Source organism: Siminovitchia sp. FSL H7-0308 (assembly GCF_037980985.1).
Classification (GTDB): Bacteria; Bacillota; Bacilli; order Bacillales; family Bacillaceae_C; genus Siminovitchia; species Siminovitchia thermophila.
On record NZ_CP150282.1, the window covers coordinates 4,121,163 to 4,135,284 of the forward strand.

At 42.8% G+C, this 14,122-nt stretch carries 9 protein-coding genes and 1 pseudogene; 2 read left to right on the forward strand and 8 right to left on the reverse strand.

All coding sequences use genetic code 11. From position 1 onward, the window contains the following. Nucleotides 1-125: 125 nt before the first annotated feature. The 4 genes from essC to MHB50_RS19245 all read right to left on the reverse strand — a co-directional run bounded on the left by essC (nucleotide 126) and on the right by MHB50_RS19245 (nucleotide 6,529). Complete coding sequence (gene essC / locus MHB50_RS19230; protein ID WP_339165336.1) at nucleotides 126-4,598, reverse strand: type VII secretion protein EssC; 4,473 nt, start codon at nucleotides 4,596-4,598, stop codon at nucleotides 126-128. Further along, entirely contained in the window at nucleotides 4,598-5,887 is a 1,290-nt protein-coding gene (essB, locus tag MHB50_RS19235; protein ID WP_339165338.1) for a type VII secretion protein EssB, read from the reverse strand. The genes essC and essB overlap by 1 nt, the downstream gene beginning before the upstream one ends. A 35-nt stretch (nucleotides 5,888-5,922) precedes the next feature. Continuing rightward, nucleotides 5,923-6,162, reverse strand: a complete 240-nt coding sequence (locus MHB50_RS19240) for an EsaB/YukD family protein (protein ID WP_018709244.1) — start codon at nucleotides 6,160-6,162, stop codon at nucleotides 5,923-5,925. Between the two features lie 76 nt (nucleotides 6,163-6,238). Next, complete coding sequence (locus MHB50_RS19245) at nucleotides 6,239-6,529, reverse strand: WXG100 family type VII secretion target (RefSeq protein WP_077111584.1); 291 nt, start codon at nucleotides 6,527-6,529, stop codon at nucleotides 6,239-6,241. A gap of 430 nt (nucleotides 6,530-6,959) precedes the next feature. Here MHB50_RS19245 and esaA point away from each other — a divergent pair, with 430 nt between their 5' ends. Beyond that, nucleotides 6,960-10,094 carry a type VII secretion protein EsaA gene (gene esaA / locus MHB50_RS19250; protein WP_339165341.1) on the forward strand — a complete coding sequence of 1,045 codons (3,135 nt, stop codon included), beginning with the start codon at nucleotides 6,960-6,962 and terminating at the stop codon, nucleotides 10,092-10,094. Continuing rightward, nucleotides 10,084-10,554 carry a YueC family protein gene (locus tag MHB50_RS19255; protein ID WP_339165343.1) on the forward strand — a complete coding sequence of 157 codons (471 nt, stop codon included), beginning with the start codon at nucleotides 10,084-10,086 and terminating at the stop codon, nucleotides 10,552-10,554. The genes esaA and MHB50_RS19255 overlap by 11 nt, the downstream gene beginning before the upstream one ends. Nucleotides 10,555-10,967: 413 nt before the next feature. Here MHB50_RS19255 and MHB50_RS19260 read toward each other — a convergent pair. The 4 genes and pseudogenes from MHB50_RS19260 to truA all read right to left on the reverse strand — a co-directional run bounded on the left by MHB50_RS19260 (nucleotide 10,968) and on the right by truA (nucleotide 14,117). Continuing rightward, a pseudogene (locus MHB50_RS19260) lies at nucleotides 10,968-12,121 on the reverse strand (ISL3 family transposase). Between the two features lie 230 nt (nucleotides 12,122-12,351). Continuing rightward, nucleotides 12,352-12,744 (reverse strand): 30S ribosomal protein S9, encoded by a 393-nt coding sequence (rpsI, locus tag MHB50_RS19265; RefSeq protein WP_077111582.1) that lies wholly within the window; start codon nucleotides 12,742-12,744, stop codon nucleotides 12,352-12,354. A gap of 22 nt (nucleotides 12,745-12,766) precedes the next feature. Beyond that, complete coding sequence (gene rplM / locus MHB50_RS19270; RefSeq protein ID WP_077111581.1) at nucleotides 12,767-13,204, reverse strand: 50S ribosomal protein L13; 438 nt, start codon at nucleotides 13,202-13,204, stop codon at nucleotides 12,767-12,769. Nucleotides 13,205-13,364: 160 nt separating this feature from the next. Beyond that, nucleotides 13,365-14,117, reverse strand: a complete 753-nt coding sequence (gene truA / locus MHB50_RS19275) for a tRNA pseudouridine(38-40) synthase TruA (protein WP_077111580.1) — start codon at nucleotides 14,115-14,117, stop codon at nucleotides 13,365-13,367. Between the last annotated feature and the right edge of the window lie 5 nt (nucleotides 14,118-14,122).

Here is a 14,122-nt window from a genome sequence, read left to right on the forward strand (position 1 = left end):
CACCCTTCTTCGTTTTTATCACGCAGTTTCATCCTTCTTCACTGAATAAAACCATCCTTACTATCAAGTTTTATTTAGCCCTCGCCAGACGACAAAACCAAAAACAGCGATAACTGGTTAACATATTATACAAGGACAAGTAGATCTTCTTTTATCACTTCTGGGATTTTGATTTTCACATCTTGCCCATTGACGATATGGTAACCAAATCCCTCTCCTAATGTCTCTGTACGATCCATTGGAAAGCTTATCACGCTCTGCCCTGATTTTTTCATCAGAAGTATATGTTGACGGACAGACTTTAATTGTTCAATAACTGGGCTGCGCCCCAAACTAATTTCTCGATGATTTGCTGCGGCTATGACTTGGAACTGTAAATGCCCAAACGTTTTCATCATATCCGCAAAAGCAGTTTCTTTCGTCATGCCAAGTGCCTGTTTAAAGTCTGCAACATTATCAATAACAAAGAGATAAGGAGGGAAAGCGGGAAACTCCATCCCCTGACTTAACGCCTCTTCATATTGAACCTTTCTTAATTCCATAACTCGTGTCGCCTCTTCGATCTCTTGATGCATACCTTCCATTGTCATGACATAGGACACTTTTTCATGGCGGTTGAAATCAAATAACGGGCGATCGACTCCATCAAATACGATAATCTTTTCTATGTTAACGTACTTAAGGTAGAACGAAAGCATGACTTTTAACATATTTGACTTTCCACGCTGTGGTTCACCAACAACCAATGTGTGCGCCCCTGCATCCTCAGCCATATAGACTGGCAGCACAGTCTCTTCGTTCAGGCCGAGTGGGATTCCTGGTCGAGGAACTTCTTCCAAGCGTTCTCGGAACCCAGCGAGTGTCAAGCTCTTCGGCAACATGACCATCGATTTTGGCAGTGCCGATCCTTGATAGCGGCTATTGATCGTTTGGATACGCGCTTTCACGTTTTCAATTATTTCAAAGTCCGTTTCCCCTTCTGCTGGTAAGTACGTATGGGCAAGCCAGTTTTTACCTTTTGCGACAATCATTCGACCCGGAACAGACTCAATCGCAAATGGAACCCTTCCAAGTAATGATGTGACATCGGTTTTATCAATCATGTAATGACAAATCTTCATATTCATGCTGTTTAACAGCACAGGCTTCACTGCGTTTCTTGCAGTTACGGTTGCAAAGACATAAATGCCGCGTGATTGACCATCTCGGGCGAACCGAGTGAAGGCCGGCACTAGGTCTGAAAACTCTTCCGGCAAGATGTCATAGTTATCAATGACAATGAAAATCGATGGCATTGGCTCGTCACTCACCTCATTGTAAACGGAGATGTTGCTCACTTCTTTTTCCATAAACAGCTCACTCCTGCATTCCATTTCTTTTTCAATGTAGTCAATGAGCTTTTCTAACTTACGTCCTTCATCCAATTTAATATAATCCCCGGTATGACGAAGCTGGCGCAATGGCAGAAGGGCACCGTTCCCAAAGTCGAGCAAATAATAGTTTGCTTGCTCAGGTGATTGTTTCTCCGCAAATGCTAAGAGTAACGTTAGGAGCGTCATCGACTTTCCGTATCCGCTTATACCAAAGATCATTAAATTGCCGCTCTTGCCCCAATCATAACAAATGGGGAATTGCCGTTGATTCTCTGGGTCATCGGCAAGCGCAAATGGGAATGCTTGTGGATCATCTTCTTCGTAACTCTCAGCATCATAGAAGATCCGTTCTTCTAATGGGTCAAGCCACGGGCTTTTCGCTGGAACAATCGCCAATTCGTTTGTTGTTGTTATAATTTCTTCGACAATCGCCTCAATCTCGGTGATGCTTTCTTGTTTATTGTCCTTTTCCATCTCCGCTCGTGAAACAAGTTTTAAACCGAGATCTGTCACATAAGCAATCTCCTCTTCCCCCTCGTGAGCTGACCTCATATACTGCGCACCGCTCCATGCGCTTTGGAACAAGTCGTATTGCTCGTTACTACCAATTTGTAAATAGCCTCGTCCCGTTTCTTTAATATAAGCGGCATCTTCGTTTTTTAGAATTTCTCTTGAATCCGTGGCGTTTTGTACTTTCAAGGCGATCCGAAAACGGGAGTTACTCCAGATTTGTCCGTCTACCACTCCGCTCGGCTTTTGTGTCGCTAGGAGAAGATGTACACCAAGAGAGCGCCCAATGCGCGCCGCAGATACAAGTTCTTTAATAAATTCTGGTTCCTCATTTTTTAGCTCGGCAAATTCATCGGAAATAATAAAGAGGTGCGGCATCGGCTCTTTAGCGATACCTGATTTATACAGTTCCGTGTAGTCGTTAATATGGTTAACGGTATGTTCATCGAATAAGCGTTGACGCTTCTTTAATTCTGATCGAATGGAGGCTAGGGCACGTAAACTAAAGTTTTCACTCTCAGCAATATTAGTGATCACACCAAGTAGATGCGGCATCCCTTTAAATGGCTGCGCCATTCCGCCCCCTTTGTAGTCAATGAGCAAGAAGGCAACTTCATGGGGGTGGTAGTTGACGGCTAAAGACAAAATATAGGTTTGTAAGAACTCTGATTTCCCTGACCCCGTTGTTCCTGCAAGCAATCCGTGGGGACCATGCATCTTTTCATGTGCATCTAGCTCAAGCAGCTCATCTTTTGCCTTAAAGCCGATTGGCACTGCAAGGGATTTCGTGCTGTCATTGATTTGCCAACGTTTATTGATTTTTAAATCTTTCGCCCGCTTAATCCCTGGGAACATTTCCATAAAGGACACCATGTCAGGGATTGACCGTGTCATACCCTGTTGGTGATACAAAGAAGCGAGCATGCGCGCAAAGTTTTCGTTTGACGGATCGTATGGATCAAACTGGAAGCGTTTATGAATCGAAATGTTCCTTAGTAGCACGATTTCCCCTTCGTTTCGGTTTACTGCTTTCACAATTGTATGCACATGTTCATTTAAGTTTTGAGCCACGTCTGTTAAAAAGATGACGGTGAAGCCAAGCTGTTTATCTTTTCCTTCCAAATATTCCATAATACTGTGTTCTGCAATCAGTGAACGATTTGCGACAAGGAAAACGATGTGCGGGAGAAATTTTTTCGCTTCTCGTTTCTTCTCAAATGCTTCTTTTTGTGCCAATTCTCGCTGACGCAACATGTGATACAACGGATTTAAAATGTAGTCGCACGCCTTTTCATCATAGATGAAGCCTTTTGCCTCTGAACCAGGCAATTGAAAATGTGGTAACCAGCGCATCCACTCCCATTTTCTGCGCTGTCCTTCATGTAAAATCGCGACAAACCGTAAGTCATGATAACTGTGTGCAAAAGCGAGTTGCCCAATAATTTGCGATACTTCACGTTCCACAATGGAAGGCTTTCCAACATATCCGAGCGCACCGCGGGCGACACTTAAACGTAGTGGTGCATCCTCTAGGTGTGAATACTTGTCACGTAACCGCTCAAAATCCTCCAACAGCTCATCCCGATCACGATTCGATAACTCATCACTCGGTTGATTTAATTCAAAGCTGGCGGGCACAGACGAGCGTCCAATTCGAATATCTAAAAAATCTTCGTTGTCAATGGTTCTCTCCCAAATACGGCTACTGACACGACGCGTCTCATCCTTCATTTGTTCAAACGTCGGGAAATGATATGAAAGCGCATGCCTTTGCGCCTCCGCTAGCTCCTGCAATTCATCCCGCTTTACCTCTAAATAGCGAGTGTACACACGTTTACGCTTTTCTTCTTTTTGCTTCCGCTTTTTCTTCTCGCGAAAAAACATCATTGTCGCCACAAACGCCATAACCGTCATAATTGGGACAGACATGAACAACATCCACGTGCGTTTCAATGTAATCGAAATCGTGACCATGATCACGATAATGGAAAGCGGCGGCAGCAAAACCAACCACAGTGGCCGGCTCGTATCATCCACTTCTTCAGACGGCATAGAAAAATCCACTTTATCCGTCGGTTGTTCATAGATCATACGTGGCGTACGGCGGTAAATAGGATACTGTTGTTGCATGAGGGACGTTGGCGTTTCTACCTGGGTCAACGTCGTTTTATAATGCTCACTGCTTTCAACGACCAAAATAACACCATCTAAAATTTTCAAAAGCACGCGTCCAAAAAGAAGCTCATCACCGTCTAATATACGGGTCGGCGTGGATACTGTCACTCCGTTCACATATGGGGCCTGTGTCCCTTCTTTCGGATACAGCGTCCATTTCTTCTTTTCATATAGCAATAGGCAATCCACCTGAATATCCAGTGGTAAAACTACATTGGCAGAAGATTTATTGGAAATGGTCACAAGATTCGAATGACCCATATAATATTTTTTTTTACTTGGAGCCTCTTTTATGTATAGGAAAAAATAAGGTTGACCATCTATGTTCAAATTGCATGATTCACCAGAAGAAAGGGTAAGCAGTTCTTCGTCTCCACACGTAATCAAGCACTGACCATCTTGATCACGAACTTGTATGTCTTTTTGTAAAAAAGAAATACGTACCTTTACATGTTCCCCCGGGCCAATAACAGCAGGGAGTCCATCCACCGCCACCCTTTGCACATACTGATCGTAAAAGACCCACAATGTCGAGGACATTATTTGTCACCTCCACCCTTTTCCTTCTTATAATCCTTTTGATTCCTATCCTTTTCTTTTTCGTCTTTTCCTTCTTGTTTGTCTGGATTACCTTCATCATTCGGCTGGGATGGTTCCTCTTCCTCCGCTAACTCTTCAAGTTCATGCATATAATTATCAATCTCCGCTTCAATCTCCTTGATTAAGTCTTCCCGCTCTTTTCCTGACAGCTTATTATCATTTTTGACTTCTTCTCGACGCTTCAAATTGGCGTATACAAGCCACTCTTTATCTTGAAGCCCGCGGGCAATATCAATGGCTTCTTCATTTTCGCCCCGTCCAATCGCAATCCAGTAATCGAAGTAAGGCTCTGCAGCTTGCAGTACGAGCACATTTTTAAGGTTTTTCCGATGATAGTCTTGCAATGGTTCTACTGCGACATAAGATTGCGCGAGTTCATATTTCACAACACGGGGCATGCTGCTTGGTGAATACGGTTCAAGGGTATCAATCACTTCACTATAGTTTTCATTTAAGAAAGCGGAATGGCTAGCGGTAAATGCTTCTTGCCTTGGTTGTAAAAAGGCAAGGACGTACACAATATACACAATCGCTGGTACAAGCACGGAAATGAGCCCGATGCCTACCCACTTTTGTAGGATCCACCTTGTTTTCGGTACTTTATGTAATTGCTTTTCTTGTTGTTCCTGTTCTCGAATCCAATCACAAACAAGTTCACGTAATCCTTCTAACGTTGTTTGTTGGATGAGAGCTTCTGCTCTATGTGATAGTTTTAATGTGTCATGATGATTCATATATTCATTAAATCGATAATTCCCATCTAAAAGCACTAGTAATGTGGTACGTAATTCAAGAAATAATCTATCGGGGGTTTTTTCATATGGGGGGATACTGTCTTTCACACCATAATGGATAAATGTCACCTCCAGCCCATCACTGACAAGCACGTTCTCCGGGCTGACAATCAAATGAAGTAGATCGTGATTATGTTGGATGACTTTTTGGATCAATGCGTGGGCAACAAAGAGTTTCACACTTTCTTCTTTATTTTTAAGCGTACCAAACGACTTCAATGGGATCACTGGTCTCACTTTAATGACAAAGTCGTCTTCATTTTGTTCGATTTCTCTCGTAGTGTACGGATCACAACCGTCTAGTACTCTTGCTTCTAACGTATCATTTAATTGAATCTCTTCATTTTGAAATGTAATAGTATAATAGCCGTTTTCATCTTTCCCTAACTGCATACCTAGTCGCTCTTCTAAATAAAGTCGTTTTCTCTCACTCATTTTCCCAACTCTGCCCCTCTCCTATGAGCGAATGTTCACAGTATCACTAAACGATCACCATTTGTGACACCATGGTCTGCCAAGATCTGATCTCCTCCAAGTATCCGCGCTTTATTTTCAATCCGGATATAATCCCCCTCTCGTCGCTGTTGGTTCAGCTTTTCAATTTCCCACACAATGTCGATGAACTTGCGCACAGTGTATTGGTCGGATAAACGCAAATCTATCTCCTTTTCTAAATAATTACGCAAATCAACTGTTACTTTTATGTACACAAAAACACCTCTTCCCAGAGAAAAAGCAATCACAATCCACAATAACATGAATCGCGATTGCGCTCCGTAAAATGATTTAGTATCCAATGCGGCTACGGATTTCTTGGTCTGTTGTTTCCACAACGTTCGCAATATCATCCGTTTGTGCTCCAAGCTCTTCGTACAACTGGATGAGCTCTTCTACGTGCCTCCGTTTGTCTTGCCACTGTTCAGCAAATCCTTGGAATGCCTCCCCTTCCCAAGTAGAGCCCAACTTCATAATACGTGCATCTCCTCTTTGCAGTAACTCTTGGTACGATGCTGCATCTGCACGGGTCTCATTTGCCTCCGTGCGTAATTCATCAGGTGTCATACGAATTTGTGCCATGAAAAATCTCCTCCTGAAAATTATGATTTTTCTTTAATACATAATTATTGTAAGAGTGAAATTATTATGATGTCAACCTTTTTGGATATATTTTACAATCATCCTGTTTGTATCTCTTCTTCCTCAAGCACTAACTACCTTAGAAACCCGCTTTGTGGAAGTACAATCTTTTTCGAAGACTGAAACGGGAAGTTAATGATAGTTGAAGGTGTAATACCGTAACTTATCTCTCTTGTGTCTTCATCTTTCCCCAATCTGGTTGATGTGTTCCCCAAAAGTCTTATGTTATCGTTAATGATCAAACATAATTTTTCCATTTATTTATACTTTACACAAAATTATGTTTTTATCAATCATTGTTTCTGATACGATAATAAGTAAATCGTGACACGTATGGATAATCATTGAAAGAAGGAGGATTTAATAGACTGTGAGAAGCAAGAAAAACAGTGTCATCAGCCTATTCATCGCCATTCTAATCATCGCTTCGATCCCCATCGGCTTTTTTAATTACATTGGGCCCGAACCAACGTTTCGTCCAAAAAACACGACAGCACAAATCGCAATTGTTAACGAAGATGATGGTTTTCTTCAAGCAAAAGATAATCTCGTCACGTTAGGACAAGACTCGATTTTAACGATTGAAAGCGGTGAATCTGAGTACGAATGGCCTGTTGTCAGCCGGAGCGCCGCACAAACAGGGCTAGAAAACAAAGAATACGATGCTGTCATTTATATTCCTTCCTCGTTTTCACGCGACATTATGTCATTTAAAGAGGAAGTACCGAGAATCACTAACATTCGCTTTGAGATATCACCCCACCTAAACGCGAAAAACCAAGAACGTGTCCAAAAAGAGCTCGAAGCTGCCCAACAAAAGCTGAACGGGCAAGTCACAGCCATGTATTGGCGTTATGTAAGTGAAGAAATTAACGAAGTTCAAACGAACTTTGGTGAAATACTGGACAAAGAGATCGATTTCTTAAATGAAATGTATTCGTTTTACGCTCCCAGCTCACAAGAACTTGGGGAGGAAATTGATCGCCAGCGTGAGCGCTTAAGACAGCTATTTTCCCACTCGAAAGAGGCGGCGGGTATTGCAGGAAATTCACAAAGCAGTCTTACAGAAGCAGAAAAAGCTTTTGAAACGCTCACGAACAATATCGACACGTACCTAGCTTATCAAGCAGATGTAGTAGATTCCTTACAATTAATCGATCTTGAAAATGAACAGCTGATAAATGAAGCATCCGCAGAGTTCAACTCATTATTAGAAGATGGTGAGAGACGGATCAGAGAAGGCCAAGAACCCTTTCAGCCGCGATTAGAAAATGAAGGAAACAACGTATACGACTATTTGCAAGCGATTCGTGCTGGAGTAGGTACTCTCGATCAACAAATGCAAGGCTTTGAAACGAATATGAACACCTCTTTTCAGGCATTACATCGAGAGATTGACCTTCTGCCGCAATCACACAGGGATGTCATTAGAAATTACAATCAGCAAGACGCTTTGAATGCCTTTTTATCTACAATGGAATCCACTCTCGTCATACGTAAGAACCTGACTCAAAAAACTCCCGATGAGCAACAGCGGCCAGGTGCACCACAAGATGATTTGAAGGGGCTGACACCAAGTACACTTGACGAGATCCAGGAGCAAGCCAAAACCATAAAAGAATTGCTTACCAAGCTTGAACCGGAAAAAGAGAAGCCTGAGCCTAATCCAATACCCGATCCGGAGCCAGACACTAAACCGGGATCATCGGGTGAACAAAACAACGATCTCGAACAAGAAAACACGATGGGGAAGTCAGAAGAACAACCTGATCCAACACCAGATACTGAACCAGGATCACCGAGTGAATCGGACAACGATCTCGGCCAAGAAGACACTTTAGGGAAATCAGAAGATAATGACCTAGACAATAAAAGAGATTCAGAAGAACAACCGGAACAACCAGGAGAACCACCGCAACCAGATACGCCTCAAGATGAACGTTCCCCGTATACGATCTGGGAAGAAGCAATGGCGATTATTGAGCAGCTAGAAAATGAATTGAACAGCCAAAAGACAAACATCAAAAACAACCACGATCTCGTATCCAGTTATGTCGACTACTTAGAAAAACTGCAGCGCTACCTAGATCAATTAGAAGAAAGAACAGAGGCGCTACCGAGCTCACTGATAGACAAAATTCAGGAGCGCGAAAAGCTGATTTTATCATCCGAACCAGCAAGTGAATTTGCGCCCCGTTTTAGTGATCCAATTCAAAATCGTGACCCTGGCTTATTGATGGACTATTACGGATTACTTTCTGAGCTTGAACTGACCATGCGAAACTATAGTTCTAGCAGTACTTTAAATCGGGAACATGCAGATGCGGCGATTAAGCAATTTGCTCGTATGGGAGAGTTAAGGGAACAAATCCTTGGATCACAAGAAAACGTGACATCCTTCATGTTCTTAACCGAGGATATTAAACAATTCCAGAAATTCTCTACAGACGCACGTACCGAAATGGATACTCTCCTTGAAGATACGAATACCGTGCTCGCCGACCTAAGTGATGAAATCAAAGAGGAACAACAGCTTATTTTATCATTGGTTAATGAAACACATGTACATGCGGGCAACGCTGTAGAGCAAATAAAGAGTAACCGCAAACCAATCGAAATTGAAGCTGGGCCAATCGAAGGCCTTAATGGCCACCTTGTGCAGATGAGTCATCAAGCGTCTTTAATGGAGGTCGAACAACTTGGCGATGTCGTATCCTCTCTTAGCAAGCACCAAGACGGTTTGATTGGGTCAACAGAAGAAATGTTTGGCCAAGTCTCAAGTGTCCAAAGCAAATCTGATGATCTAAATAACCGATGGAAAAAGAGTGTGGATACAACAAAACTTGTACATGACAATATGAATGATATTCTTCATAATGCGATTAACGATGGCTATTACAACGACTACGTATACAAACACTTGTCCAACCCTGTCAACGTTGCTGGAGAACAAGTGGTAGAACCTGCCGAACCGTTTACGCCACCAGTTGTCATGCTTGTGATTATCTTGCTTGTCAGCCTACTGATTGGATATTTGGCTCACCATTATGGGAATTTGCCTATCCTTGTGCATCTATCACTATATGTCATTTTATCGGTTGCTCTTGGATTAATTATTAGCATATACGGACTCAATATCTATAAAATGTCGGAGGCACAAGCCATTCAATGGTCCATTATTACGGTATTGCTTGTCCTGGCTACATCAGGATTAATGTGCTTAATACTCATAATCGGACCATGGATAGGAGCACTCGGGAGCGTTTTAATCATTTTCCTATTTACCACTCCGCTCCTTGATATGGCGATGCCAAACTTTCGTTCCAGTAACCCGATAGCTGAACTATTCATATCTATTCAACATCAAGAACAAAAACTATTCGTACCAGGTGCCACGGTACTATTCGCCATTACCTGCTTTTCAATCGCAATAATAGTGGCTAAACACATTTACAAAAATCAACAATTACGTCATTCAGCAGAGGAAGAGGAATATGAAATTTAAACGTTTGACTGTTTGTTGTGGTGTAGTAGTAGTGCTTCTTACAGGATTTTCTCCCCTCTCTTTTGGGGCGAAAGAACCTACACGTACGGATCCCGCCGAGTATCAAGAGCATGAAATCCGGTCCAATCTACGAAAAGATCACACTTCAGAAGAGGCACAAGAGCCGGTGCGTGTACCTGAAGAAGTGCGTAAGTTACAATTCGATCAACCACGAGAACAAGAATACGATAAAATGATTCGTACCCTCTCCTTCACAGGAGAAGATAAATTCACCACTGAAACGATTGCAAGTCATATTGGACTGTTTGATACAGAAAACCCTTTGCCGCAACAGACACCGAACAATGATAATTCATCCGTTGCTTGGCTCCCTTGGGCACTGGGAGGTGTTGTAATAGCACTCTTTTTAACGCTGTTTGTGTATATCTTGCCTAAAGGGTTTAATCAAATGGAGCAGTAAAATCATGAGACTGGGACATAAGTTAAAAGCTGATTGATATTCGTAATAATCGTGAGAATAAAACCGCGGGAAATCAAGGTTTTCAAACTTGATTTCCCGCGGTTTACTCATTTTTACAGGGTTATGTCCCAGCCATTATTTTTGTTAAAAAAATCCCTACCATCGCTACGTCAAAATATTTCGCTTTCCTCAGGTCTCTTCAGCTTCCTCGGAAAGCAAAGATCGCTTTCTGTTTACTGGGATAAGAATAGGTGCATTAGGAGTACTTCTTGAGAGCGACGTCAATAGCTTAGTGATCCCCAAAAAATACGGTAGAGAATGTAATTAAAATAATTCCAGTCACTCTCCATTTTTTGTACCTTTTTTTAATGGTTCTATGTCAAATGTTGGGGTGAAGTGAGATGGAATCTCACCTACCCAACATGACTTCCAATTTTTTTATACTTATGTAAAAGAAGTATTCTTGCCCTTGCCCTTAGGAAGTTCCTAAATCCAAAGGCGTTCCTCTTCATGACTTTCGTCAGGTTATTAATTCCCTCCAAAAAACCATTTGAGTAATCAAATAAAAAGCTGTTTAGTACCTCTGTCTGCCAGTTCTTGAATGTACGGATAGCCTTCACAAATTCAGGGATGCCCTCTTGTTCTACCTTCCTATAAAAATCCATTAATCCTTGCTTGGTTTCTTGGATCTTAGCCTGTCCATTTTCCTTGGCTTGCTTAAACCAACAGCAGTAGGACTCTTTCAACTCGTAAGCCCTGCGAAGCTCTTCGTCCATCCAAGGTACCTGTCCAAATACCAGCGATCCTCTTCGGTCAGCTTTGCACTGTCTTTGTAAAACACATAGCGCATCCTTTTACATTTCTTCCGATCATAATCATTCCAATCAGACTGGATTCTTCTTCTGACCCCGTCAAGAGCCCAATAAATATAACGGCAAAAATGAAAACGATCTGCTACAATAACTGGCTTCCCCAACGCCTTTCGGACAGCTGCTTTAAAAGAAGGGCTCATATCCATAATGACCACTTCCACATTGGTTCCATGTTTTTGGAGATAATCCTTGATGGTCTTCTTTTTTCGGTTTGGCAAGATATCAATCGGTTCCTTTGTCTCCCCGTCAGCAATAATCAATTGATATTTTCCTTCCTTTGTATCTCCCTTGTACTCATCGATGGCGATCACCCTGGGCAGTTCTTGAACCTCTGTCATTTCCTTTACGGCCAAACGATCAAACCTGCGCATGACAGTTGATACGGAGACACCAAACTGCTGGGCAGTTTCCTTAAATGTCTTCGCTTGCACGATCCGAACGGATACTGCCTGATTCCACTCGATAGAAAGCCGTTGATATCGATGAACAAAAGGATTGTCCTCCGCAAATCTCTTCCCGCACGAACAGGCATAGCGGCGCTTTTTGTAGAAGAGGTACGTCAACCGTTCAAACCACTTTAAATGTTTGATCTTTTGGATCCGGTAATCATGAATTTTCTTAGTCCTTTCCCCACAGCTGGGACACTTATGTACCTTGACAGCCATTTCTACATGAAGCGCAATACGATCTTCCATTTTCTCCACTTTTGTGATCCATACATCTTCAAGGCCGGGGATTTTTATGGTAAAATTCACTTGCACGCAACTCCAATCTTTTCTTGTTTCTAGGCAATTCAAGTATAAAAGAATTGGATGTTTGCGTGTATATTTTTATGTGCAAATTATGTGGAAACCCCAACATTTAGTATAGAGCCTTTTTAATGAAAAAGCCTTCTTGGAATCGACATCCAAGAAGGCCATGGGTTTTAACGTTTTGAGAATTGCGGTGCACGACGAGCAGCTTTAAGACCGTATTTTTTACGTTCTTTCATGCGCGGGTCGCGTGTTAAGAGTCCGGCGCTTTTCAGAGGTGCACGGAATTCTGGATCAGCTTGAAGCAGCGCACGGGCGATGCCGTGACGAATGGCTCCTGCTTGACCAGTGTATCCGCCGCCGTTTACATTGACCAATACGTCGTAGTTGCCCAATGTTTCAGTAGCCGCCAACGGCTGTTTAATGACTTCGCGCAATGCTGCGAATGGAATGTAGTCTTCTACTTCACGATTATTAATAACGATACGGCCTTCGCCGGGTACTAAGCGTACGCGGGCGACTGAGCTTTTACGTCGGCCTGTACCATAGTATTGAACTTGTGCCAAAATAATTGCCCTCCCTTTCAAATTATCCGCGAAGCTCGTAAGTTTGCGGTTGTTGTGCGTGATGTGGATGTTCAGGTCCTGCGTAGACATGAAGCTTTCTGTACATTTGACGTCCTAAAGGTCCTTTTGGAAGCATGCCTTTGATGGCGAGTTCAAGCATTTTTTGTGGTTGCTTTTCCTTCATTTCCTGTGCGGTTCTTTGCTTGATGCCTCCGAGGAAGCCTGTATGGCGGTAGTAAATTTTGTCGCTCCATTTATTACCAGTTAGTTCGATTTTTTCAGCATTTACGATAATCACGTGATCGCCTGTGTCAATATGAGGTGTGTAAGTTGGTTTATGTTTGCCGCGCAAAATGCTCGCCACTTCAGATGCAAGACGGCCAAGCGTTTTGCCTTCAGCGTCAACAACGTACCATTTACGATCGATTTCTCCGGCTTTAGCCATATACGTAGTACGCATTTGTTACCCTCCAATTTTGCAAAAATTAGCTGTTGTTATTTTCATCACAATAAGTTTCCGGGGCTTATCGTGGAATTGAAAAAATAATACCATAGGATATTTTATCGGTTTTGGCAAGTGAAGTCAAGAACAATTTGTACACCTGGGCAGGTTGTTATTATCAACATGGCCGTTTTCCGTAATAGACTTCCCACAAATAGAGTCCTTCGGGGGGAGCAGTCTTCCCTGCCAAGCGGCGATCTTTCGCCGCCAAAATGTCTTTCATTTCCTCCGGGGCCCTTTTTCCTGCTCCCACTTCCAACAGCGTTCCCACTATAATTCTCACCATATTATATAAAAATCCGTTCCCGGTAAAGGTGAATATGATTTCCTCATGACGCTCTTCAATGTCAAGACGCGAAATGGTTCTCACTTTGTTCGCCATTTCTGTTTTTGCCGAACAGAAACTTGTAAAATCATGGGTTCCTTCCACAAATCGTGCCGCGCTTCTCATTCTTCCAATATCCAGGTTTCGAGATACATGAGCATAATAATGGCGTTTAAAAGGGTCTCGTGTCTCACGATTGTACAGATAGTACTTGTACGTTTTTCCGACTGCGTCGAAACGGGCGTGAAAGTCGGGCTCTGCCGCTTCCACATTCAAAAAAGATATATCTTGCGGCAGGAGGCCGTTCAACGCCTTCACCCATCGTTCTGGAGGCAGGGACAGCCCAGAGTCGAAGTGAATGACTTGTCCGCGCGCATGGACCCCTGCATCGGTACGTCCTGAAGCCGTAACCGCAATATGGCGTCCCTTATGCATTTTTGCGAGCACTTTTTCAATTTCGGCTTGGATCGTCCGTCCCTTCGGCTGGATTTGGTAGCCGGAGAAGCCTGAACCGTCATATTCAATCGTTCCTTTATAACGCTGCATGTACT

Coding starts and splice junctions, on each gene's coding strand:
- essC (WP_339165336.1), bottom strand. CDS start 4,598: ATGTCCTCGACATTGTGGGTCTTTTACGATCAGTATGTGCAAAGGGTG.
- essB (WP_339165338.1), bottom strand. CDS start 5,887: ATGAGTGAGAGAAAACGACTTTATTTAGAAGAGCGACTAGGTATGCAG.
- MHB50_RS19245 (WP_077111584.1), bottom strand. CDS start 6,529: ATGGCACAAATTCGTATGACACCTGATGAATTACGCACGGAGGCAAAT.
- MHB50_RS19255 (WP_339165343.1), top strand. CDS start 10,084: ATGAAATTTAAACGTTTGACTGTTTGTTGTGGTGTAGTAGTAGTGCTT.
- rplM (WP_077111581.1), bottom strand. CDS start 13,204: ATGCGTACTACGTATATGGCTAAAGCCGGAGAAATCGATCGTAAATGG.
- truA (WP_077111580.1), bottom strand. CDS start 14,117: ATGCAGCGTTATAAAGGAACGATTGAATATGACGGTTCAGGCTTCTCC.